Source organism: Pseudomonas sp. FSL R10-1350 (genome assembly GCF_009600525.1).
Classification (GTDB): Bacteria; Pseudomonadota; Gammaproteobacteria; order Pseudomonadales; family Pseudomonadaceae; genus Aquipseudomonas; species Aquipseudomonas helleri.
In genome coordinates, this window is sequence record NZ_WIVR01000011.1 from 56,592 (window position 1) to 78,699 (window position 22,108).

Below are 22,108 nucleotides of genomic sequence, written 5' to 3' on the forward strand. Positions count from 1 at the left end.
ATTCTATGGCTCCAGGAAGGTGCCCGCTGATGTTGCGCTTTAAGTCACTGATCCTGCTGTGTGTAATCACCCCTCTGGCCTTTGCACGGCCTGCGGCGGATTTGCACATCCAGGGTTCTAACACCATCGGGGCCAATCTCGGCCCGGCATTGGTGACGGCCATGCTGATCGAGCAAGGTTTTCATGATGTTCACAGCATCCCGGTCGTCCCCCCCAACGAATACAGCATCGTCGCCACCAAAACCTTGGGCCAGCAGGTGCGTGTCGATGTGTCCGCACACGGCTCCGGTACTGGTTTTAGTGCGCTCAAGGCCGGGCAAGCCGACATGGTGGCCTCGTCGCGGCCGATCAAGGACCGCGAGCTGGTCGAACTGGAAGCCCTCGGCGATCTGAAAAGCCCCGAGGCCGAGCAAGTCATCGCCATCGATGGCCTGGCAATTATTGTGCACCCGCATAACCCGCTGAAAAAACTCAACACCGAGCAACTGGCCAAAGTGTTCAACGGCGACATCACCACGTGGGAAGCACTGGGCGGCGTGGGCGGTTCGATTAATTTGTATGCCCGGGATGATCAGTCAGGCACCTGGGATACCTTTAAAGAGTTGGTCTTGAGCCGCGCCGGTCGGCCGCTGAGCAGCACGGCCCAGCGTTTCGAGTCCAGCGAAGCGCTGTCTGATGCGGTGAGCAAAGACCCCCACGCCATTGGCTTTATCGGCCTGCCCTACGTGCGCGAAGCGAAATCCCTGGCCATTGTGGATGGCGCGTCGCAGCCCATGCTGCCGCTCAACAGCCTGATCGCCAGTGAAGATTACCCCCTGTCACGCCGCCTGTTTTTTTACCTGCCGCCCACCAGCCAAAACTCGCTGGCCAAGGCGCTGGTGGCGTTTACCCAAAGTGCCCAAGGCCAGGCCATCGTCGCGCAAAACGGTTTTATTGCCCAAACCGTGCAGGCCAGCCACGTGCAGCCCGGTGCGCACATGCCCGAGGAATACCTGGAACTGACCCGCGAAGCCCAGCGCCTGTCGGTCAATTTCCGGTTTGAAGAAGGCAGCGCCACCCTCGACAACAAGGCGCGTCAGGATCTGCTTCGCGTCGTCGACTATTTAAAAACCCACGACAAACTCAACAAACAGGTGACGCTGGTAGGGTTTGGGGATGCCAAGGATGACCCGGAACGCGCACAACTGCTGTCAAAGCTCAGGGCCATGACGGTGCGCCGCGAACTGGTCAAAAATGGCGTGGTGCTGCGTGAGATTCGCGGCTGCGGTGCGCAAATGCCGGTGGCGGCCAACACCGAAGATGAAGGCCGCCTGAAGAATCGCCGGGTTGAAGTGTGGGTGTATTAACCCGGCGATTGTGCGTATTTGTCCAACTCGAATTTGCCAACCGCCGCCCGGTGCACTTCATCCGGGCCGTCCGCCAAGCGCAAGGTACGCTGCATGGCGTACATATAAGCCAGCGGTAAATCCTGCGAAACCCCTGCCCCGCCATGAATCTGGATCGCCCGGTCGATCACCTTCAACGCGACGTTGGGGGCAACCACCTTGATTTGCGCGATCTCACTTTTCGCGACCTTGTTCCCCACGGTGTCCATCATGTACGCCGCTTTCAAGGTGAGCAGGCGCGCCATGTCGATTTCCATCCGCGAGTCAGCGATTTTGTCGATATTGCCACCCAAACGCGCCAGCGGTTTACCAAACGCCGTGCGTTGCAGCGAGCGCTGACACATCAGCTCCAACGCACGCTCGGCCATGCCGATTGAGCGCATGCAGTGGTGAATGCGGCCCGGGCCAAGGCGGCCCTGAGCAATTTCAAAACCACGGCCTTCGCCCAGCAGGACGTTTTCGTACGGTACACGCACGTTCTCGAACAGTACCTCGGCGTGACCGTGGGGCGCGTCGTCGTAACCGAATACCGGCAATGGGCGGACAATTTTCACGCCGGGGGTATCGACCGGGACCAGGATCATCGAATGCTGTTGATGCCGGGCATTCTCAGGGTTGCTGAGGCCCATGAAGATCATGATTTTGCAGCGCGGATCGCAGGCCCCGGACGTCCACCATTTACGGCCATTAATCACCCATTCATCGCCGTCACGCACGGCACGGGCCTCCATGTTGGTGGCATCGGACGAGGCCACCTCCGGCTCGGTCATGGCGAACGCCGAGCGAATCTCGCCGCGCAATAGCGGCTCCAGCCACTGCTGTTTTTGCTGTGCATTGGCGTAACGCACCAGCACCTCCATATTGCCGGTGTCCGGCGCGGAGCAGTTGAACGGCTCCGAGCCGAGCATCGACCGACCCATGATCTCGGCCAAGGGCGCGTATTCCAGATTGGTCAGCCCGGCACCGAGTTCCGACTCCGGCAAAAACAGGTTCCACAGGCCTTCTGCCCGGGCCTTGCGCTTGAGTTCTTCCATGATGGCCGTCGGCTGCCAGCGATCACCTTGTGCCACCTGCTGATCGAAAATCGCCTCGGCCGGATAGACATAAGCCTCCATAAACGCCGTGACGCGTTCGCGCAGAGCCTGAACTTTCGGTGAGTATGCGAAATCCATGGGTGGCTACCTTTTACTGTGAATGTGTATAGACGTTGCCGTGATGCTAGATCAGCCCTTCTCCATTTGCGCTGTCTATTAACGACGTGTATTACCATTCATAAGCAATATATGATTGCGCCCATCGCCTCATCTCCAACAACAAGAGCCCAGTGCCATGAACCTGAGCAAGGTCGACCTCAATCTGTTCATCGTCTTCGATGCCATTTACACCGAAGCCAACCTGACCCGTGCAGGACAAATCATTGGCATCACCCAGCCAGCGGTGTCTAACGCGCTGGCCCGGCTGCGTGAAACCTTTAACGACCCGCTGTTTGTGCGCACGGCGCAAGGCATGGTGCCCACGCCCATGGCGCAGAACATCATCAGCCCGGTGCGCAGCGCATTGGCTCTGCTGCGGGTGTCGGTGCAAGAAAGCCGAACGTTTAACCCGCTGCAGGCGAACAAGACGTTCCGTATCAGCATGACCGACCTGACAGAAGCGGTGATTTTGCCGCCCTTGTTCCAGCGCTTGCGCCGACATGCTCCAGCCGTGGTGATCGAAAGCTTTTTAGCCCACCGCCGCGAGACCACCAGCGACCTGGCGGCAGGACGACTGGATTTCGCCGTCGATGCGCCGCTCAATACCGACGCTCAAGTGCGCCATATCAAGTTGATGGAAGACCGCTACGTGTGCGCCATGCGCCAGGGCCACCCGTTGGCGGGCAAGGCCTGTATCAGCCTCGACGAGTACCTGGCGCTGACCCATATCCATATTTCGACACGGCGCAACGGCCTCGGCCAGGTGGATCTGGCATTGGGAAAAATCGGCCTGCAACGCAAAATCACCCTGCGCTCCCAGCATTACCTGATGGCCTCCAATGTTTTGCAGCAAACCGACATGGTCATGACCGTGCCCGAGCGTTTTGCCCGTCGGCACGGCCTGCATTTTGTGCCGCTGCCTATCAGCGAATTGCCGGGCGTGGAAACACACTTGTACTGGCACGAAAGTACCGAGCAAGACCCCGCCAACCGCTGGATGCGTGAGCAGTTGATCGAGGTGTGCCAACAGCAATTGGCACTGGAAAAGAAAGCCGAGGCGCAGCGCTTGCTTGACGTAAACGTCAACCAACCTTTAGCTTAACCGCATGATCCTTCCAGAGCCCGCCCATGAGCAGCCAGACGTACAGTATTTCCGACCTTGCCCGCGAACTTGATATAACCACCCGCGCCATTCGTTTTTACGAAGAACAAGGCATGCTCGCCCCCGAGCGCCGAGGCCAGGAGCGGATCTATTCAGCGCGGGACAAAGTCAGCCTGAAGCTGATTTTGCGCGGCAAGCGCATCGGTTTTTCGCTGGCTGAATGTCGCGAGCTGATTGAGCTTTACGACCCTACCAGCGGCAACCAGAAACAGTTGAACAGCATGCTGGCCAAAATAGCTGAGCGCCGCGAACAGCTGGAGCAACAGTTGCTGGATATTCAGCAGATGCAACTTGAACTGGATACGGCCGAAGAACGCTGTATCCAGGCGCTTGAACACACGATAAAAAGTCAGACGGCCTCCTAAAACATAACAACCCTGGTGATCCCCCCATGACATTTCCCACCCATGTGCGCCTGATTGAAGTCGGCCCGCGCGACGGTTTGCAAAATGAAGCCCAGCCCATCAGCGTGGCCGACAAGGTGCAGTTGGTGAACGCCCTGACCGACGCCGGGCTGGGCTATATCGAAGTCGGCAGTTTTGTGTCGCCTAAATGGGTGCCGCAAATGGCCGGTTCCGCCGAGGTCTTCGCGCAGATCCAGCACAAGCCGGGTGTGGTTTATGGGGCGTTGACGCCGAATATGCGCGGCTTCGAAGACGCTGTCGCCGCCGGGGTTAAAGAAGTGGCCGTATTCGCCGCCGCTTCCGAAGCGTTTTCGCAGCGCAACATCAACTGCTCGATCAGTGAAAGCCTGGAACGCTTTGTGCCCATCATGGAATCCGCCAGGCAACACGGCATCAGCGTGCGCGGCTATGTGTCCTGTGTGCTGGGCTGCCCGTACGAAGGCCAGGTGTCGGCGCAACAAGTTGCCGCCGTGGCCAAAGAGCTGTACGCCATGGGCTGTTACGAAGTGTCGCTGGGCGACACCATCGGCACCGGCACGCCCTCGGCAACCCGTGCCATGTTCGAAGCCGTAGGGGCTCATGTCCCCCGCGACAAACTCGCCGGGCATTTCCATGACACCTATGGCCAGGCCATGGTCAACATCTACGCCAGCTTGCTCGAAGGGATCAATGTGTTCGACAGCTCGGTGGCAGGCCTGGGCGGCTGCCCGTACGCCAAGGGCGCCAGCGGTAACGTGGCCACCGAAGACGTGCTGTACATGCTCAATGGCATGGGGATCGAAACCGGGGTCGACATGGACAAGCTGTTACTGGCAGGCCAGCACATCTGCAACGTGCTGGGGCGTGTTACCGGGTCACGGGTCGCCAAGGCGCGTCAGTGCTGAAAAGTGTGGCTTAGTGTTACCGCCCCCTCACACAAACGAGTAACACGGAAACAAACCGGCCCTGACCCAGGCCGGTTTTTTATTGCCTAAAAATTTAACTCCTTGATTTATAAGGATTTTTAAAAGTTGGCACGGCTCCTGCTATCTCTATGGCATAACAAGAATAAAAACCGCAGCAACATAATAAGAACAATACGAAACGACTCTGACATAACAAAAACAACACGGCAGAGACGCAGCTAACAGATTTTTTTGGAGAAGGTTTACTTTTCCGGGGAGCCAAGAGCCACCTCGCAACCGGGCAGAGAACAATAAAACTACCTTCAGGTAGCACCCGTTCAGGTTGGATCACCGGTTTGATAGCCAGTGATAAAAGTGGATCAGCGCTCAAAAAAATACGTTTGCTCTTGATCCCGGATGGGGATCGCTAAAAAACGCAGCAAAGGGTGAGTTCCAAAAACAACAATAGACCACCCTTCAATAATAAAAAGAGCACGCAACGACACGTTAAAGGGGAGCCTAGGCTCCCCTTTGTGCTTTCCGGGGTTTGTGTTTCTGTGGGAGCGGGCTTGCTCGCGATTCAGCCAACGCGGTGTGCTTGTTGCACACCGCCGACCCATTCGCGAGCAAGCCCGCTCCCACGACAAACAGAGTTCCACATAAAACCAGCGGCCTAGACCTTTCTGATCTCCAGAATGCTGATTTCGCGCATTTTGAATTTTTGGATCTTGCCGGTCACGGTCATCGGGAAGACGTCGACAAACTTAAAGTGTCGCGGCGTCTTGAAGTGGGCGATGCGCGACTTGCACCACGTTTGCAGCTCAAGCTCGTTCGCACTGTGGCCAGGGTGAAACTTGATCCAGGCGACAATCTCTTCGCCGTATTTTTCATCCGGGATCCCGATAACCTGCACGTCCGCCACCGCAGGGTGGGTGAAAAAGAACTCTTCCAGCTCACGCGGGTAAATGTTCTCGCCGCCCCGAATAATCATGTCCTTGTTACGCCCGACAATGCGCACATAGCCCTGCTCATTCATCTCTGCCAGGTCACCGGTGTGCATCCAGCCTTCACTGTCCAAGGCTTCGCGGGTCGCTTGCGAGTTGTTCCAGTAACCCAGCATCACGCTGTAACCACGGGTGCACAGTTCACCCACCTCACCGCGAGCGACGATATTGCCTTGCGCGTCTATCAGCTTGTTCTCCAGGTGCGGCTGGGTACGCCCTACGGTGGTCACGCGTAATTCCAGATCATCATCCGGCCCGGTCTGCATGGACACCGGGCTGGTTTCAGTCATGCCATAAGCAATTTGTACCTCGCCCATGTGCATTTCGCTGATCACGCGGCGCATCACTTCTATCGGACAGGTGGCGCCAGCCATGATCCCGGTACGCAGGCTCGACACGTCAAAGCCGGCGCGCTCGGGGTGATCGAGCAAGGCAATAAACATGGTGGGCACCCCGTATAGCGCTGTAGCCCGCTCTTCGGCGATGGCTTGCAGGGTCAGCGTGGGGTCAAAGGCATCGCCCGGGTAAATCATGGTGGTGCCGTGGGTCACGCACCCCAGGTTGCCCATCACCATGCCAAAGCAGTGATACAGCGGCACCGGAATCACCAGCCGGTCAGCGGCCGTCAGCCCCAGGCTTTCGCCAACCATGTAACCGTTGTTGAGAATATTGCGGTGGCTGAGCGTCGCACCTTTGGGGAAGCCCGTGGTGCCAGAGGTGTATTGAATGTTCACCGGCTGGTCGGGCTGAAGGCTGGCCTGTCGTGCGTAGAGTTGCTGCACTGCAACGCCGCTGCCCAATGTGGCCAGTTGCGGCCAGGGCAAGAACCCTGCAGGCGGTTGTGCATCGAGGCTGATCACCCCGCGCAAGTCTTCAAAACGCTCGCTGTTGAGTTGCCCGGCCGCCTGCCCTTCCAGCTCAGGCAGCAACTCCTGGAGCATCGCGTGGTAGTTCGAGGTCTTGAACGTGCTCGCACTCACCAGCCACTGGCACTTTGATTGTTTGAGCACGTATTCAAGCTCAGACAAACGATAGGCCGGGTTGATGTTGACCAGAATCACGCCAATTTTTGCGCTGGCAAACTGGCAGATAAACCACTCGGCACAGTTAGGCGCCCACACGCCCAACCGGTCGCCCGCCTGCATGCCCAACGCCATAAAGGCCCTGGCGTGAAGGTCAACGGCCTGAGCCAACTGCGCCCAGTTGTAACGCTGCTGCTGATGGCGCACCACCAATGCTTCACCGTCGGGGTAGCGGGCAGCGGTTTGATCGAACGCCTGACCGATGGTCATCGCCAGCAACGGCTTGTCCAGCGCGCCCTGGCTGTAACTGGGGACAGATTGCGGCTTCATGACAACTCCTCTTGTGATTGTTTTGGGAGCATGGGGAAGACGCGCACTCACGCATTCCCTCTGTGCAGAATAGCAATTACTCTGAACCAAGTTGACGTTAACGTAAAGGTCATTGACAGCATTCATTGCCAAGTTTACGTTAACGTAAAGCTTACCCATGGCGATGCTGTTAACGCCGTTTATAAGAACAATGACCAAGGTGCCCCATGAGCTACCCGACTTTGAACTTCGCCCTGGGCGAAACCATCGACATGCTGCGCGATCAGGTACAAGCCTTTGTGGCTGACGAACTCAGCCCCCGCGCGGCGCAAATCGACAAAGACAACCTGTTCCCCGCTGACATGTGGCGCAAGTTCGGTGACATGGGCCTGCTGGGCATCACCGTGCCGGAAGAATACGGCGGGACTGGCCTGAGCTACCTGGCTCACGTGGTCGCCATGGAAGAAATCAGCCGCGGCTCGGCATCGGTAGCCCTTTCATACGGGGCGCACTCCAACCTGTGCGTCAACCAGATCAACCGCAACGGCAGCCACGCGCAAAAACTCAAATACCTGCCCAAGTTGATCAGCGGCGAACACATTGGCGCCCTGGCCATGAGCGAGCCAAATGCCGGGTCTGACGTGGTGTCGATGAAGCTGCGCGCCGACAAGCGCGGTGATCATTTCGTCCTTAACGGCAGCAAAACCTGGATCACCAACGGCCCGGACGCCAACACGTATGTGATCTACGCCAAAACCGACCTGGAAAAAGGCCCACACGGCATCAGCGCTTTTATTGTTGAGCGTGACTGGAAAGGCTTCAGCCGCAGCACCCATTTCGACAAGCTCGGCATGCGCGGTTCGAACACCTGCGAGCTGTTTTTCGACGACGTTGAAGTCCCCGAAGAAAACCTCCTGGGCACCCTCAACGCAGGCGTCAAAGTGTTGATGAGTGGCCTCGATTACGAGCGTGTCGTGCTTTCAGGCGGCCCGACCGGGATCATGCAGGCGTGCATGGACCTGGTGGTGCCGTACATCCACGATCGCAAACAGTTTGGCCAGAGCATCGGCGAATTCCAGCTGATCCAGGGCAAGGTGGCCGACATGTACACCCAGCTCAATGCCAGCCGCGCTTACCTGTACGCGGTGGCGGCTGCCTGCGAACGCGGCGAAACCACCCGCAAGGACGCCGCCGGGGTGATCTTGTACAGCGCCGAGCGCGCCACGCAAATGGCCCTCGACGCGATCCAGATTCTGGGCGGTAACGGCTACATCAATGAATTCCCTGCCGGGCGCCTGCTGCGTGACGCCAAGCTCTATGAGATCGGCGCGGGCACCAGTGAAATCCGCCGTATGTTGATTGGTCGCGAACTGTTTAACGAAACCCGCTGAGGAGCGCACGTATGTCCATCTTGCATACGACCATCAACCCGCGCTCTGCGGAGTTCGCGACCAACCGCGAGGCCATGCTCAAACAGGTCGACGCTCTGCACGCGTTGCTTGAGCAGGTGCAGCAAGGCGGCGGCGCCAAGGCCCAAGAGCGCCACACCTCACGTGGCAAGTTGCTGCCCCGTGAGCGGATTGACCGGTTGCTGGACACGGGTTCGGCCTTTCTGGAGCTCAGTCAGTTGGCTGCCTATGGCGTGTACGGCGAAGACGTTCCAGCCGCAGGAATCATCGCCGGTATCGGTAGGGTCGAAGGGGTTGAATGCATGATTGTGGCGAACGATGCCACGGTCAAAGGCGGTTCTTACTACCCGCTGACGGTAAAGAAGCACCTGCGCGCGCAGACGATTGCCGAACAAAACCGCTTGCCGTGCATTTATCTGGTGGACTCGGGCGGCGCCAACCTGCCGCGTCAGGATGAAGTGTTTCCGGATCGCGAGCATTTTGGCCGGATCTTCTTTAATCAGGCCAACATGAGCGCGGCCGGCATTCCGCAAATTGCCGTGGTCATGGGCTCGTGTACCGCAGGCGGCGCCTATGTGCCGGCCATGGCTGACGAAGCGATTATGGTGCGCCAGCAAGCGACGATTTTCCTGGCCGGGCCACCCCTGGTAAAAGCGGCCACCGGCGAAGTGGTCAGTGCTGAAGACCTGGGTGGTGCCGACGTGCACTGTAAGGTGTCCGGCGTTGCCGACCATTACGCTGACAGTGACGAGCATGCCCTGGCGCTGGCCCGCCGCAGTGTGGCCAACCTTAACTGGCGCAAGCTGGGCCAGTTGAACCAACGCAGCCCTTTGGCGCCGCTGTATCCCAAGGACGAGCTGTACGGCATCGTCCCGGCCGATGCCAAACAGCCTTTTGATGTGCGCGAAGTCATTGCGCGGCTGGTGGACGGCTCGGTATTCGATGAGTTCAAAGCGCTGTTCGGCACCACACTGGTCTGTGGTTTTGCTCATTTGCACGGCTACCCGGTAGCGATCCTGGCCAATAACGGCATCTTGTTTGCCGAAGCGGCACAAAAAGGCGCGCACTTTATTGAGTTGGCCTGCCAGCGCGGCATCCCATTGGTGTTTTTGCAAAACATCACCGGTTTTATGGTCGGGCAAAAATACGAAGCGGGCGGTATCGCCAAGCACGGCGCAAAACTGGTGACGGCGGTGGCTTGCGCCAAAGTACCCAAGTTCACCGTGATCATCGGCGGCAGCTTTGGCGCCGGTAACTACGGCATGTGTGGACGCGCCTACGACCCGCGTTTTTTGTGGATGTGGCCAAACGCTCGCATCGGCGTGATGGGCGCCGAGCAAGCCGCCGGGGTGCTGGTGCAGGTCAAGCGCGAGCAAGCCGAACGCAACGGGCTGGTGTTCAGCCGCGAAGAAGAAGCCGAGATCAAGCAGCCGATCCTCGATCAATACGAACATCAGGGCCACCCCTACTACTCCAGTGCCCGGCTGTGGGATGACGGTGTGATTGATCCGGCGCAAACCCGAGAGGTGTTGGCGCTGGGCTTGTCGGCAGCGTTGAACGCGCCCATCGAAGCCACGCGTTTCGGCGTGTTCCGCATGTAATGCGATGAAAGGACTGACGCACATGAACGACTTCAACACCCTTGAACTGCACACCGACCCTCGAGGTTTCGCCACCCTGTGGTTGAGTCGCGAGCAGAAGAACAACGCCTTTAACGCCGAAATGATCCAGGAACTGATCGTCGCGCTCGACAAGATTCAGAGCGATGGCACGCTGCGCTTTCTGCTGCTGCGCGGACGCGGCAAGCATTTCAGCGCCGGGGCCGATCTGGCCTGGATGCAACAATCGGCCGAACTCGACTACAACACCAATCTGGATGATGCGCGGCACCTGGCCGAGTTGATGTACAACCTGGCCAAACTGAAAATCCCGACCTTGGCAGTGGTGCAAGGCGCCGCGTATGGCGGTGCCTTGGGTTTGATCAGCGCCTGCGACATGGCGATTGGTGCCGAGGATGCGCAGTTTTGTTTGTCTGAAGTGCGCATCGGCCTGGCCCCGGCCGTTATCAGCCCGTTTGTCGTGCAAGCCATTGGCGAACGCGCTGCCCGCCGTTTTGCCCTGACCGCCGAGCGCTTCAGCGGGCTGCGCGCCCGCGAACTGGGGCTGCTTGCAGAATGCTACCCGCTGGTCGAGCTGGAGCAGCAGATCGCCCATTGGGTCGACAACCTGTTACTCAACAGCCCGCAGGCCATGCGCGCCTGCAAGGACTTGCTGCGCGAAGTCAGCCACGGCGCGCCGACGCCTGCCATTCGCCGTTACTGCGAAAACGCAATTGCCCGGATCCGGGTCAGCCCCGAAGGCCAGGAAGGCTTGCGGGCCTTTCTGCAAAAACGCACGCCCCGCTGGCAAACAGACACATCGACCCAGGAGCCGCGTTCATGAGCGCCCCTCTGATTACTTCGTTACTGGTCGCCAACCGCGGTGAAATCGCCTGCCGGGTCATGCGCACCGCCAAGGCGCTGGGCCTCACCACAGTAGCCGTGCACAGCAGCACTGACCGCGATGCGCGGCATTGTCGCGAAGCTGATATCTGCGTTGATCTGGGTGGCAGCAAGGCCGCCGACAGCTACCTGAAAATCGACAAGATCATTGCCGCCGCCCAGGCCAGCGGCGCGCAAGCGATCCATCCGGGGTATGGCTTCTTGTCCGAAAACGCGGGCTTTGCCCGTGCGATTGAAGCCGCCGGACTGATTTTTCTCGGGCCGCCCGCCTCGGCCATTGATGCCATGGGCAGCAAGTCCGCCGCCAAAGCCTTGATGGAAACGGCCGGTGTGCCGTTGGTGCCGGGCTATCACGGCGAAGCGCAAGACCTGGAAACCTTCCGCGTTGCCGCCGAGCGTATCGGCTACCCGGTGCTGCTAAAAGCCACGGCGGGTGGCGGTGGCAAGGGCATGAAAGTGGTCGAGGACGTCAGCCAATTGGCCGACGCCCTGGCTTCTGCTCAGCGTGAAGCACTGTCTTCGTTTGGCGATGCGCGGATGCTGGTCGAGAAATATGTACTCAAACCCCGGCATGTCGAGATCCAGGTGTTTGCCGACCAGCACGGCAACTGCCTATACCTCAACGAACGCGACTGCTCGATTCAGCGTCGCCACCAGAAAGTCGTTGAAGAAGCCCCCGCCCCCGGCCTCAGTGCAGAGCAACGCCGCGCCATGGGTGAGTCTGCGGTACGTGCCGCGCAGGCCATCGGCTATGTCGGTGCCGGCACCGTGGAGTTCTTGCTCGATGCACGTGGCGAATTCTTCTTTATGGAGATGAACACCCGCCTGCAAGTCGAACACCCGGTGACTGAGGCCATCACCGGCCTGGATCTGGTGGACTGGCAAATCCGTGTGGCACGCGGCGAAGCCTTGCCGATCACCCAGGCGCAAGTGCCGTTACGCGGGCACGCGATTGAAGTGCGTTTGTATGCTGAAGACCCGAGCAATGACTTCCTCCCGCAAACCGGACGCCTCCAGGTGTACCGCGAGTCAGCAGCCGGGATGGGACGCCGGGTAGACAGCGGTGTCAGCGAAGGCGATGAAGTGTCACCGTTTTATGACCCGATGCTCGGCAAGCTGATTGCCTGGGGCGAAGACCGTGAACAAGCCCGCTTGCGCTTGCTGGCGATGCTCGATGAGTTCGCCATTGGTGGCTTGAAAACCAATCTGAGCTTCCTGCGCCGCATCATCGGCCATCCCGCCTTTGCCGCAGCCGAACTGGACACCGGGTTTATCCCGCGGTATCAGGCGCAACTGCTGCCGCCTGCCCAACCGTTGCCAGGCGCCTTTTGGCAGGCCGCCGCTCAAGCCTTCCAGCAAAGCCAGGCCCCTGAGCAGCGCAACGATGACCCGACGTCACCCTGGGCCTTGCACACGGGCTTTCGCAGCGGCCTGCCAGCCAAAACCCTGCTGGTCTTGAGCGCCGGTGATGAGCGCCACGTGGTCAGCCTCGGTGAACCCAAGGCCACCTTGCACAACGAACAGTTGGTGATCGAACACGACGGGATACGCCGTCAACACCTGGTCATTCGTCAAGGCGACACGCTGTACATGCGCTGGCAAGGCGAAGTCCACAGCGTCAGCCTCTACGACCCTATTGCAGCCGTCAGTGCCAGCCACGGCCAGCAAGGGGGCCTGACAGCGCCCATGAATGGCAGCGTGGTACGCGTGCTGGTAGAAATAGGCCAGACGGTCGAGGCCGGCGCGCAACTCGTAGTGCTAGAAGCAATGAAGATGGAGCACAGCCTGCGAGCCCCCCAGGCGGGCGTCATCAAGGCGTTGTTCTGCGAGGAAGGGGAAATGGTCAGCGAGGGAACCGCACTGATCGAAATGGAATAAAAAAGCGGATACCGGCAACGGTATCCGCTTTTTTCCGGGCCTGTGCCGGATGTTATTCAAAATTTGGTGCTGGCCTGCACCACCACCCCGATAATCGAGCAACGCTCATCAAACAACACTTTCGGGTAAGTCGGGTTCAGCGGCTTGAGGTAAAGCTGGCCGCTTTCTTCGCTGAGCTGCCTGAACGTCGCCTCGGTCAACTCAGGTGTACGGGCAATCACCATTTTGCCGGGTTCTGCCTCGATATCCGGATCCACCAGAATCATCATGCCTTGCGGAACACTGACGCCCATTGGGGCTGTCATCGCATCCCCCATCACTTGCAACCAGAATGCCGCCCCTTTGGCGTAATGGTCGCTGACCTCAAAACGGATGCCCGGCTGATAACCCGGCAGCACTTTCTCGTTAATCTGGCCTGCCGTCGCCCAGTCACTGACGGGATAACGGAATGCAGACGTTATGTCGTAGGTGGGTTCGTCAACGCTCGGGTCATTCGCCGCCTCATTGCGTCCACGAATCACCAAGGCGACTTCCAGGTGCTCCAGCCCCAAGGCGTGCAGCACTTTGTTCATCGTGAGCAGGTCGGGCTGACGGCGTTTATTGAGCCAATGCCCAACGCCCCCTTGGGAAGCGCCAACGCGTTCGGCGAGTTTCTCTTGCGTGAGTTTTTGCTCGCGCAATTTGGTTCTGACTAAAGCGATCCATTTATCCATTGGCCGAACAATACGGATTGAATTCCGAGCAACAATACACATTCCGTATTATTTAAACCAATGCTCAAAATACTTATTGTACTAATCTGACTCCGGCTGATCCGATTAATCTCAGAAACGCAGGTAAATCATGACTTCCATAACAAAAATCACGCCGGAAACTGAGCTCGATATTGAGCTTGAAGCGCTAAAAGACGACGCCGCCACCCAGCGCGCACTCGACTATTATTTGAAACCAGCTGTTTCTCAGCCGCCTCAAGAGAAGAAAGTGTTCGTTGTGAGTGATGACGTGAGCCAGGAAGAAGCCATGGTCACTGCCTGCGAATACTTGCGATGCGGGGTGAGCATGGTGCATAGCGCAGCAGACACCCATCAGGGTGCGCATCGCGATCAGTTTCTGGCACTGGCATTTTTTATCGAGTCAGCCAAACAGCTCCTGGACAAGGCCCTGGATGTGCAAAAACTGAACAATCGGTAGCTGAAACAGCCAAAAAGATGCCCAGTCGCTTGATTGGTAAACCAGCGAGCCAGAGCCTTTGTAGGAGAAAGGGAAAATAAATGTCGAAAAAGTGAGGAAAATCGTTTGACTTGCAAATGATAATGATTACTATTGCAAGCAACTGGTCGCGAGATCAGTCGATAATTCAAATGACCTTAGGTCGGTCTTCGAATTATCTCCTCATCAGGCTAATCACGGTTATTTGACCCGGCTTATGGCCGGGTCTTTTTTTTGCGGCCAGTTATCTGGCTCAGCGTGCTTCAGGCTAATGAAGTCTTGTGTGCGGCCGGTTTTTTTCGGTGGCCGCTACGATGCCGGCGATGATAGCAAAAGAATATTGACCAGCGGAAGCTTATTACCCAAGACCTTAGCCGTAATAGCGATTTTGAACTTGAGAATCACTCTCAAAAACGCTATTCTCGCGCGGCGTCAAGGATGACGCCCCCCCGTTGTCCTCTCCTCCCCTTTCCAAAATTGCGTATTGGCCCATTGCGGTTGCAAGGTAAAGTAGCGACCACAATTATCTGATTCCAGGATTTGGACGATGACCGTGGCGCCCTCTGCACTTCATATCACCAGTGACTTTGACAGTGGCAATATCCAGGTGCTGGATGCCAGCAATCCGCTGCATGTACGGCTGGCGATTAAACCCGACACCCGGAGCGCACATTTCCAGTGGTTTCATTTCAAGGTCGATGGCCTGCAAATTGGTCAGACCCATCGTTTCGAATTAGGTAACGCCAGCCAGTCGTCCTACAACAAAGCCTGGGATGGCTATCAAGCGGTGGCGTCCTACGATCACGAGAACTGGTTTCGCGTCCCGACTGAGTTCGACGGCACTGCGCTGACCTTCAGCCTGAAAGCAGAGCAACCACAGGTCTGGTTTGCTTACTTCGAACCCTACAGCCGTGCACGCCACGACGAGTTGATCAAAAACGCGTTGCAGTGGTCCGGCTGTGAGGTACTGGCCATCGGCAAAAGCGTCGAAGGACGCGATATACCGCTATTGCGCAAAGGCACCGGCGGCGGCCACAAACGCAAGATCTGGATCATCGCCCAGCAACACCCCGGCGAGCACATGGCCGAATGGTTTATGCAGGGCATTCTTGAACGCCTTGAACAGGGCAGCGACCCACAGCTACGAAAGTTGCTGGACTTCGCCGATCTGTACCTGATCCCGAACATGAACCCGGACGGCGCGTTTCTCGGGCACTTGCGCACCAATGCCAATGGCCAGGATCTAAACCGCGCCTGGCAACATACCGAGCGCGATGTCAGCCCTGAAGTGTTCTTCGCCCTGGAGCAGATGAAGCACTACGGTGTCGACCTGTTTCTGGACATTCACGGCGACGAAGAAATCCCCTACGTGTTCACCGCAGGGTGTGAAGGCAACGCAAGCTACACCAAACGCCAGGCAGCCCTTGAAGAGCGCTTTCGCAGCCACCTGAGCAAGCTGACTCCCGACTTCCAGACCGAACATGGCTACACCCGTGATGAGCCCGGCCAAGCCAATATGACCCTGGCCTGCAACAGCGTGGGTGACCACTTTGACTGCTTGTCGCTAACCCTTGAGATGCCCTTCAAGGACAACAACAATGCACCGGACCCGATCACCGGCTGGTCTGGCAAGCGCTCCATGCAATTGGGCAAGAGCGTGCTGAGCACCTTGTCAGCCATGGTTCGCGAGCTGCGTTGAGCCACTTTTTCTTTTACGTGCACGAGTACACACCGCCTGCTTATGGATACCCTCGCTAAACTGCGCGCCGGCCAATTGGTCGGCCTTAAACGTCTGGATCTGTCGTGCGGGCTGACTGAATTCCCACCCGAAATTTTCCAGCTGGCTGGCACCCTGGAGATCCTCAATTTGAGTGGCAACGCCCTCAGCCGCTTACCCGAGGACCTGCACCGCCTGAGCCATCTGCGCACTCTGTTTTGCTCGGACAACCAGTTCACTGAACTGCCCGCCTGCCTGGGGCAATGCGCGAAACTGAGCATGATCGGCTTCAAGGCCAATCAGATCGAGCACGTCCCTGGCGCAGCATTGCCGCCGTTGTTGCGTTGGCTGATCCTCACGGATAACCGCATCCAGCAGTTGCCCGACGAACTGGGCCAGCGGCCCTTGCTGCAAAAGCTGATGTTGGCCGGCAACCGCCTGCAAACGTTACCGGCCAGCTTGGCCCGGTGTGAGCGTCTGGAACTGATCCGTCTGGCAGCCAACCAATTCACCGAACTGCCTGAGACCGTGCTGGCCTTGCCGGGCTTGAGCTGGCTGGCCTACGCAGGAAATCCGTTGCGTGAAGACGCCAGCGCCCTGCGAGAAGCCGATAACACCCCCGACATCGAGTGGTCGCACCTTGAGCTGGGGCAAAAACTGGGCGAAGGCGCGTCCGGGATCATTCACCAGGCGCAATGGAACGCTCCTGGCCAACCGGCACACGCGGTTGCGGTCAAGCTGTACAAAGGCAGCATGACCAGCGATGGTTCGCCGCTCAATGAAATGAATGCCTGCATTGCCGCCGGCCAGCATCCCAACCTGATCAAGGTTCTGGGCCGCGTGACGGGGCACCCCGAGCAAACCGCTGGCCTGGTCATGGAGCTGATCGACCCGTCGTTCATGAACCTGGCCGCCCTGCCCAGCTTCGACACCTGCAGTCGCGACGTCTATGCCCCCGCCACCCGCTTCACCTACGACAGCGCCTTGCGTATTGCCCGCGGTATCGCCTCGGCAGCAGATCACTTGCATGCGCAAGGCATCTGCCATGGCGATTTATACGCGCACAATATTCTGTACAGCCACGAAGGTGACTGCCTGCTTGGCGACTTTGGCGCGGCGTGCTTTCACGCCCTCGACAACAGCCCGCAGAGCCGTGCCCTGCAACGCATTGAAGTCCGTGCATTCGGGATTTTGCTGGGGGAATTGCTGGAGCGGATCGACTCAGACATGAGCGATCAACAACACGCGAAGTGGAAGGATTTGCAGCAGCGGTGCACTCAACCTGACGTATTGGCCCGCCCGGATTTCGCTGCCATCAGCCAGGCATTGGCCTGAAGGCCCCACCACCCTCCTGTAGGAGCGAGCTTGCCTCGCGATCTTTTGATCCAAGAGGCAACTTTAAATCTCGCGGGATGGTTTTGCGGCTGCTGCGCAACCGGACGTAGCCTCGTAAAGCTCGTCAACTGCTACGCGATGTGCGCAAGCCAACGATAGAGCTTGCCTCGCGATCTTTTGATGATTTAAAAGATCGCGAGCCGAGCACAACCGGGATTTATGCCAAGGCTACGAACAGGTCCTGCACGTCGTCCTGCTCTTCAAGCTTGGCCAGGAACTCCTGGACTTCAGCCATTTGCTCCTCAGTCAGGCTGGTCACCGGGTTCTTCGCCTGGTAACCCAACTTGGCCGACAACACCGTAAAACCCTGCTCAGGCAGTGCCTTCTGCACCGCATCCAGGTCAGTGGTTTCAGTGATGAACAAGGTGGTGCCTTCTTCTTCGCCTTCTTCAAAATCCTGGGCGCCAGCTTCGATAGCCGCCATCTCAGGATCAGCATCGGCTGTGTCCGGCTTGGCTTCGATCAGGCCTACATGGTTAAAGTCCCATGCCACCGAACCCGAAGCGCCCAACTGGCCCTTACGGAATGCCACACGAATTTCAGCAACAGTACGGTTAACGTTGTCAGTCAGGCACTCAACAATCAACGGCACCTGATGCGGGGCGAAACCTTCGTAGGTCACGCGGGTGTATTGCACCGCTTCAGTACCGATACCGGCACCTTTGTTGATGGCACGCTTGATGGTATCGGCAGGCATCGAGGCTTTTTTGGCCTGCTCATAGACCAGGCGCAAATGCGAATTCATGTCCGGGTCAGCACCGTTACGGGCTGCTACTGTCAGCTCCTTGGCCAACTTGCCGAAAATCTTGCCGCGGCTGTTTGCGGCTTCCGCTTTGTGTTTAACCTTCCACTGTGCGCCCATTACTCATCTCTCAATCGGGTGTGTCGCGGCGGCTTGGCCGTCGAATGGATGCAAGTTTATACGGCTGAAAGTCGTCAATCGACCAAAAAATCCAATTTAGGCTGCAAGCTCCATAAACGCTTTGATCAGCCGCAGCTCTGCGCGGCGCTCCATGCAGCCGAGCATATGGCGGTTTACCAAGCCTGCACCGTTGATCGGAACAGCCCCTACCCGCGGGTCGTGGCTGACTTCTGCTGACGACACAATGCCTATCCCCAATTGCGCCGCCACCGCCTCGGTCACGGCTTCACGACTGTCCAGCTCCAGCAACACCCGCGGATTGACGCCCGCACGGTCGCAGGCCTGATCAAAGGTGCGTCGGGTAATCGAACTCGGCTCGCGCAACACCATGATGACCTGATCCAGTTGCGCAATATCCACACCCTGCGCCAGCCCCAGCCACGGGTGACTGGCCGGCACCAGGACGCAAATCCGCGACTCTTGCAGGGCCCGCAAAGTCAGCCCTTTGCGCGGCTCGACCTCGGTGAGCACTGCCACATCAACGTGCTCGGACAACAGCGCGTTCAAGGTTTCCTGGGCATTGCCCAGGCGCAAATTGACGGTAATCCCCGGATACCGCGCACGCAGGCTCGCCAGCATCGGCATCACCATATGCGGACCGTCGGCGGCCACCTCCAGTCGCCCGGTCAGAAGCTGGCGATTAGCCTCCAGCAACACCTGCGCCTCATCGACCAAGCCGAACATGGCACGGGTGATGGCCGCCAGCCGGGTACCCTCCTCCGTTAGCTCCACACGCCGTGCCGTGCGTCGCAGCAAGGTGATTTGGTAGTGCTCCTCCAGCGCCTTGATATGCCCGGTCACCGCTGGCTGGCTGATAAACAGGCGCGCCGCAGCCCTTGTAAAGCTGCCTTCACGGGCCACTGCATCAAACGCACGAAGCTGGAATAAATTCATAGGTATAAGCCTGGCCGATAGCTGAGATAACAATAAACAATTTGATTGATAGAAACGCAAACTGCAACGTATGCCCTGTAATCAATTGCCATCCCAAGTGTGTGAGGAAACCAGAATGACCCCTGCTGCGCCGATCCTGCTGACCCCGGGCCCATTGACGACCTCGCTGCGCACACGTCAGGCCATGCTGGTCGACTGGGGTTCATGGGATGACCGCTTCAACCAGTTGACGGCCAGCGTGTGCGAACAATTGCTGGCGATCATCAACGGCAGCGAGACCCACCACTGCGTACCGTTGCAGGGCAGCGGCACGTTCGCGGTCGAAGCGGCGATGGGTACCCTGGTGCCCCGCGACGGCCATGTCCTGGTACTGATCAATGGCGCATACGGCAAGCGTTTGGCAAAAATCTGCGAAGTCCTCGCCCGCCGCTTCAGCATCTTTGAAACCGCCGAAGACCAACCGACCACCGCCGCCGATGTTGAGCGCCTGCTCAAGGCCGATCCGAGTATCAGCCACGTCGCCTTGATTCACTGTGAAACCAGCACCGGGATCCTCAACCCGCTGTCAGACATAGCGGCGGTCATCGCCCGCCACGGCAAACGCCTGATCATCGACGCCATGAGTTCCTTCGGGGCCCTGCCCATCGACGCACAAACAATCGCGTTCGATGCGCTGATCGCAGCCTCCGGCAAGTGCCTGGAAGGCGTACCGGGCATGGGCTTTGTCTTCGCCCGCAAAGAATCACTGGCCAACGCTGCCGGCAACGCCCATTCGCTGGCAATGGACCTGCAAGACCAGCACGCCTACATGGCCAAGACCGGGCAATGGCGCTTCACCCCGCCCACCCACGTCGTCGCCGCGCTACACGAAGCCTTGTTGCAATACAACGAAGAAGGCGGCTTGCCAGCACGGCACAAACGCTACGCCAACAACTGCCAGACACTGCTCGACGGCATGGCCCGGCTTGGGTTGCGCAGCTTTCTGCCCGCAGCGATTCAGGCACCGATCATCGTGACCTTCCATGCCCCCAAAGACCCGCGCTATGACTTCAAAACGCTCTACGAACGGGTCAAGGCCAAGGGTTTCATCCTGTACCCCGGCAAATTGACCCAAGTTGAAACGTTCCGCGTCGGCTGTATCGGGCACGTCAGTTCCATCGACATGCACGCAGCGGTCACTGCCATCGCCCAAGCGCTGGGCGAAATGGAAGTGCTGGACATTTAAGACCGCTCCGACCTGATAACCCCCCGTTTATTTCGTGCAGTCGAGGCTGCTCATACAGGATTTACAGACATGAACTACACCAACCCAAGCAAACTTCAGGCAGCGATTCTCGACTGGGCCGGCACCGTGGTCGACTTTGGCTCCTTCGCCCCAACTCAGATTTTTGTCGAAGCCTTTGCCGAGTTCGACGTGCAGGTGTCGATCGAGGAAGCACGCGGCCCGATGGGCATGGGCAAGTGGGACCACATTCGCACCCTGTGCGATCAACCCCAGATCAGTGAGCGCTACAAAATGGTTTTTGGCCGCACACCGAGCGATGACGATGTCACGGCTATTTACCAACGCTTTATGCCGCTGCAAATCGAAAAAATCGCCGAGCACTCGGCGCTGATCCCCGGCGCACTGGAAACCATCGCCCAGTTACGCGAGCAAGGAATCAAAATCGGGTCGTGCTCAGGGTATCCGGCGCAAGTGATGACCAAGGTCGTTGAACTGGCGGCCACACGCGGTTACACCGCCGATCACGTCGTGGCGACTGACCAAGTGCCTAACGGCCGCCCGTGGCCTGCCCAGGCCTTGGCCAACGTGATCGCGCTGGGTATTGATGATGTGGGCGCTTGCGTAAAAGTCGACGACACCGTGCCAGGCATTCTTGAAGGCCGCCGTGCGGGCATGTGGACGGTGGCGTTGGTGTGTTCCGGCAACGCGCTGGGCCTGACGTACGAGCAATACCGTGCGCTGGACCCAGCCACCCTCGCCTCGGAACGCACACGTATTCACAGCCTGTTTGAAGGGTCGCGTCCGCATTACTTGATCGACACCCTCAGCGATTTGCCCGAGGTGATTGCCGATATCAACAAACGCCTGGCGAACGGCGAAATGCCGCAAAGCAGTTAAGTGATGGCCGACAGACGACTGCGCCCGGTGCAGTCGTCTGCCGTGCAGGTCTTGATCCGCGATCAGGCTTTTTTCAATTGCTCAACCCACTGGCTGTAGGCATCGATAAAGGCTTGCAGGAATGGTCGGGTTTTTTCTGACAGCTTGCCTGACTCATCAAAGACGCTACCGGCCCCGCCCAGGTAGGCTTCTGGCTGTTGCAAGCAAGGAACATTCAGAAAGACCAGCGATTGCCGCAAGTGATGGTTGGCGCCAAAACCACCGATGGCACCCGGCGACACGCTGATGATTGCGCCAGGCTTACCACCCCAGACACTTTGACCGTAAGGGCGGGAACCCACGTCGAGGGCGTTTTTCAGGGCGGCCGGAACCGAGCGGTTGTATTCCGGGGTGACAAACAGCACAGCATCGGCGGCGCGTACTTGATCACGGAAAGCGCTGTAGGCCGCGGGTGGCGTGGCGGTATCAATGTCCTCGTTGTACAGCGCCAGATCCCCGATCTCGATAATGTTCAGCTTCAAATTGGCCGGCGCCAGCTCTGCCAGTGCATGAGCCACTTTTCGATTGAGCGAATCCTTCCTCAAACTACCGACTAGCACTGCTACGTTGTAGACCTTGCTCATAGAAAACTCCGAGTCTGTGGCTGTAGGAAGATTAGTTATAGATGATCGGGCAGCTTTCTTGCAGTTCGATTTACC

General features: G+C 58.3%; 19 protein-coding genes. 13 read left to right on the forward strand and 6 right to left on the reverse strand.

Features of this window, described 5'->3' with window-relative positions; genetic code table 11:
• The first annotated feature begins 29 nt into the window (after nt 1-29).
• Nucleotides 30-1,346 carry a substrate-binding domain-containing protein gene (locus GHO25_RS07950; RefSeq protein ID WP_153390491.1) on the forward strand — a complete coding sequence of 439 codons (1,317 nt, stop codon included), beginning with the start codon at nt 30-32 and terminating at the stop codon, nt 1,344-1,346.
• Here GHO25_RS07950 and GHO25_RS07955 read toward each other — a convergent pair.
• Complete coding sequence (locus GHO25_RS07955; RefSeq protein ID WP_153390492.1) at nt 1,343-2,557, reverse strand: acyl-CoA dehydrogenase; 1,215 nt, start codon at nt 2,555-2,557, stop codon at nt 1,343-1,345. The genes GHO25_RS07950 and GHO25_RS07955 overlap by 4 nt on opposite strands.
• Before the next feature lie 157 nt (nt 2,558-2,714).
• Here GHO25_RS07955 and GHO25_RS07960 point away from each other — a divergent pair, with 157 nt between their 5' ends.
• From GHO25_RS07960 to GHO25_RS07970, 3 genes are read left to right on the forward strand one after another with little or no spacing between them, the layout of a single operon-like run.
• Nucleotides 2,715-3,680, forward strand: a complete 966-nt coding sequence (locus GHO25_RS07960) for a LysR family transcriptional regulator (protein ID WP_153390493.1) — start codon at nt 2,715-2,717, stop codon at nt 3,678-3,680.
• A gap of 26 nt (nt 3,681-3,706) precedes the next feature.
• Nucleotides 3,707-4,105 (forward strand): MerR family DNA-binding transcriptional regulator, encoded by a 399-nt coding sequence (locus GHO25_RS07965; protein ID WP_048373101.1) that lies wholly within the window; start codon nt 3,707-3,709, stop codon nt 4,103-4,105.
• A 26-nt stretch (nt 4,106-4,131) separates the two neighbouring features.
• Nucleotides 4,132-5,028, forward strand: a complete 897-nt coding sequence (locus GHO25_RS07970; protein WP_153390494.1) for a hydroxymethylglutaryl-CoA lyase — start codon at nt 4,132-4,134, stop codon at nt 5,026-5,028.
• A 673-nt stretch (nt 5,029-5,701) separates the two neighbouring features.
• On the opposite strand, the gene GHO25_RS07975 is transcribed toward GHO25_RS07970, so the two are convergent.
• The gene (locus GHO25_RS07975) at nt 5,702-7,384 is read right to left on the reverse strand and encodes an AMP-binding protein (RefSeq protein WP_153390495.1); all 1,683 of its coding nucleotides are present in this window, start codon (nt 7,382-7,384) and stop codon (nt 5,702-5,704) included.
• A 206-nt stretch (nt 7,385-7,590) separates the two neighbouring features.
• Between GHO25_RS07975 and GHO25_RS07980 the strand changes: the two genes are divergently transcribed.
• From GHO25_RS07980 to GHO25_RS07995, 4 genes are read left to right on the forward strand one after another with little or no spacing between them, the layout of a single operon-like run.
• Nucleotides 7,591-8,754, forward strand: coding sequence for an isovaleryl-CoA dehydrogenase (locus GHO25_RS07980; RefSeq protein ID WP_048373095.1), 1,164 nt, complete (start codon nt 7,591-7,593; stop codon nt 8,752-8,754).
• A gap of 11 nt (nt 8,755-8,765) precedes the next feature.
• A complete protein-coding gene (locus tag GHO25_RS07985; RefSeq protein ID WP_153390497.1) occupies nt 8,766-10,373 on the forward strand; it encodes a carboxyl transferase domain-containing protein in 1,608 nt (535 codons plus the stop codon).
• A 22-nt stretch (nt 10,374-10,395) separates the two neighbouring features.
• Nucleotides 10,396-11,214 (forward strand): gamma-carboxygeranoyl-CoA hydratase, encoded by an 819-nt coding sequence (locus GHO25_RS07990; RefSeq protein ID WP_123750099.1) that lies wholly within the window; start codon nt 10,396-10,398, stop codon nt 11,212-11,214.
• The gene (locus tag GHO25_RS07995; protein WP_153390499.1) at nt 11,211-13,151 is read left to right on the forward strand and encodes an acetyl/propionyl/methylcrotonyl-CoA carboxylase subunit alpha; all 1,941 of its coding nucleotides are present in this window, start codon (nt 11,211-11,213) and stop codon (nt 13,149-13,151) included. The genes GHO25_RS07990 and GHO25_RS07995 overlap by 4 nt, the downstream gene beginning before the upstream one ends.
• A gap of 56 nt (nt 13,152-13,207) precedes the next feature.
• On the opposite strand, the gene GHO25_RS08000 is transcribed toward GHO25_RS07995, so the two are convergent.
• Nucleotides 13,208-13,864 (reverse strand): LexA family transcriptional regulator, encoded by a 657-nt coding sequence (locus GHO25_RS08000; protein ID WP_048373087.1) that lies wholly within the window; start codon nt 13,862-13,864, stop codon nt 13,208-13,210.
• A gap of 130 nt (nt 13,865-13,994) precedes the next feature.
• On the opposite strand from GHO25_RS08000, the gene GHO25_RS08005 reads away from it, so the two are divergent.
• From GHO25_RS08005 to GHO25_RS08015, 3 genes are all read left to right on the forward strand, one after another.
• Nucleotides 13,995-14,342, forward strand: coding sequence for a DUF6124 family protein (locus GHO25_RS08005; protein ID WP_153327717.1), 348 nt, complete (start codon nt 13,995-13,997; stop codon nt 14,340-14,342).
• A gap of 565 nt (nt 14,343-14,907) precedes the next feature.
• Nucleotides 14,908-16,059: a M14-type cytosolic carboxypeptidase gene (locus GHO25_RS08010; RefSeq protein WP_153390501.1), complete on the forward strand. Its 1,152-nt coding sequence runs from the start codon at nt 14,908-14,910 to the stop codon at nt 16,057-16,059.
• 42 nt (nt 16,060-16,101) lie between these two features.
• Complete coding sequence (locus GHO25_RS08015; protein ID WP_153390503.1) at nt 16,102-17,412, forward strand: protein kinase; 1,311 nt, start codon at nt 16,102-16,104, stop codon at nt 17,410-17,412.
• Nucleotides 17,413-17,629: 217 nt separating this feature from the next.
• Here GHO25_RS08015 and GHO25_RS08020 read toward each other — a convergent pair whose 3' ends face one another.
• Both GHO25_RS08020 and GHO25_RS08025 read right to left on the reverse strand, forming a co-directional pair.
• The gene (locus GHO25_RS08020) at nt 17,630-18,334 is read right to left on the reverse strand and encodes a YebC/PmpR family DNA-binding transcriptional regulator (protein ID WP_048373078.1); all 705 of its coding nucleotides are present in this window, start codon (nt 18,332-18,334) and stop codon (nt 17,630-17,632) included.
• A gap of 96 nt (nt 18,335-18,430) precedes the next feature.
• Nucleotides 18,431-19,288, reverse strand: coding sequence for a LysR substrate-binding domain-containing protein (locus GHO25_RS08025; RefSeq protein ID WP_153390505.1), 858 nt, complete (start codon nt 19,286-19,288; stop codon nt 18,431-18,433).
• A gap of 115 nt (nt 19,289-19,403) precedes the next feature.
• On the opposite strand from GHO25_RS08025, the gene GHO25_RS08030 reads away from it, so the two are divergent.
• The gene (locus GHO25_RS08030) at nt 19,404-20,513 is read left to right on the forward strand and encodes a 2-aminoethylphosphonate--pyruvate transaminase (RefSeq protein ID WP_153390507.1); all 1,110 of its coding nucleotides are present in this window, start codon (nt 19,404-19,406) and stop codon (nt 20,511-20,513) included.
• Nucleotides 20,514-20,582: 69 nt separating this feature from the next.
• On the forward strand, nt 20,583-21,410 hold the full coding sequence (gene phnX, locus GHO25_RS08035; protein WP_153390509.1) for a phosphonoacetaldehyde hydrolase: 828 nt from the start codon (nt 20,583-20,585) through the stop codon (nt 21,408-21,410).
• Nucleotides 21,411-21,472: 62 nt separating this feature from the next.
• Here phnX and GHO25_RS08040 read toward each other — a convergent pair whose 3' ends face one another.
• Nucleotides 21,473-22,033 carry an NADPH-dependent FMN reductase gene (locus GHO25_RS08040; RefSeq protein ID WP_153390511.1) on the reverse strand — a complete coding sequence of 187 codons (561 nt, stop codon included), beginning with the start codon at nt 22,031-22,033 and terminating at the stop codon, nt 21,473-21,475.
• Nucleotides 22,034-22,108 lie beyond the last annotated feature (75 nt).

What these genes read in the sequence shown, in the direction of transcription:
- GHO25_RS07950 (WP_153390491.1), top strand. Translation starts at nt 30, where the DNA reads ATGTTGCGCTTTAAGTCACTGATCCTGCTGTGTGTAATCACCCCTCTG.
- GHO25_RS07955 (WP_153390492.1), bottom strand. Translation starts at nt 2,557, where the DNA reads ATGGATTTCGCATACTCACCGAAAGTTCAGGCTCTGCGCGAACGCGTC.
- GHO25_RS07960 (WP_153390493.1), top strand. Translation starts at nt 2,715, where the DNA reads ATGAACCTGAGCAAGGTCGACCTCAATCTGTTCATCGTCTTCGATGCC.
- GHO25_RS07965 (WP_048373101.1), top strand. Translation starts at nt 3,707, where the DNA reads ATGAGCAGCCAGACGTACAGTATTTCCGACCTTGCCCGCGAACTTGAT.
- GHO25_RS07970 (WP_153390494.1), top strand. Translation starts at nt 4,132, where the DNA reads ATGACATTTCCCACCCATGTGCGCCTGATTGAAGTCGGCCCGCGCGAC.
- GHO25_RS07975 (WP_153390495.1), bottom strand. Translation starts at nt 7,384, where the DNA reads ATGAAGCCGCAATCTGTCCCCAGTTACAGCCAGGGCGCGCTGGACAAG.
- GHO25_RS07980 (WP_048373095.1), top strand. Translation starts at nt 7,591, where the DNA reads ATGAGCTACCCGACTTTGAACTTCGCCCTGGGCGAAACCATCGACATG.
- GHO25_RS07985 (WP_153390497.1), top strand. Translation starts at nt 8,766, where the DNA reads ATGTCCATCTTGCATACGACCATCAACCCGCGCTCTGCGGAGTTCGCG.
- GHO25_RS07990 (WP_123750099.1), top strand. Translation starts at nt 10,396, where the DNA reads ATGAACGACTTCAACACCCTTGAACTGCACACCGACCCTCGAGGTTTC.
- GHO25_RS07995 (WP_153390499.1), top strand. Translation starts at nt 11,211, where the DNA reads ATGAGCGCCCCTCTGATTACTTCGTTACTGGTCGCCAACCGCGGTGAA.
- GHO25_RS08000 (WP_048373087.1), bottom strand. Translation starts at nt 13,864, where the DNA reads ATGGATAAATGGATCGCTTTAGTCAGAACCAAATTGCGCGAGCAAAAA.
- GHO25_RS08005 (WP_153327717.1), top strand. Translation starts at nt 13,995, where the DNA reads ATGACTTCCATAACAAAAATCACGCCGGAAACTGAGCTCGATATTGAG.
- GHO25_RS08010 (WP_153390501.1), top strand. Translation starts at nt 14,908, where the DNA reads ATGACCGTGGCGCCCTCTGCACTTCATATCACCAGTGACTTTGACAGT.
- GHO25_RS08015 (WP_153390503.1), top strand. Translation starts at nt 16,102, where the DNA reads ATGGATACCCTCGCTAAACTGCGCGCCGGCCAATTGGTCGGCCTTAAA.
- GHO25_RS08020 (WP_048373078.1), bottom strand. Translation starts at nt 18,334, where the DNA reads ATGGGCGCACAGTGGAAGGTTAAACACAAAGCGGAAGCCGCAAACAGC.
- GHO25_RS08025 (WP_153390505.1), bottom strand. Translation starts at nt 19,288, where the DNA reads ATGAATTTATTCCAGCTTCGTGCGTTTGATGCAGTGGCCCGTGAAGGC.
- GHO25_RS08030 (WP_153390507.1), top strand. Translation starts at nt 19,404, where the DNA reads ATGACCCCTGCTGCGCCGATCCTGCTGACCCCGGGCCCATTGACGACC.
- phnX (WP_153390509.1), top strand. Translation starts at nt 20,583, where the DNA reads ATGAACTACACCAACCCAAGCAAACTTCAGGCAGCGATTCTCGACTGG.
- GHO25_RS08040 (WP_153390511.1), bottom strand. Translation starts at nt 22,033, where the DNA reads ATGAGCAAGGTCTACAACGTAGCAGTGCTAGTCGGTAGTTTGAGGAAG.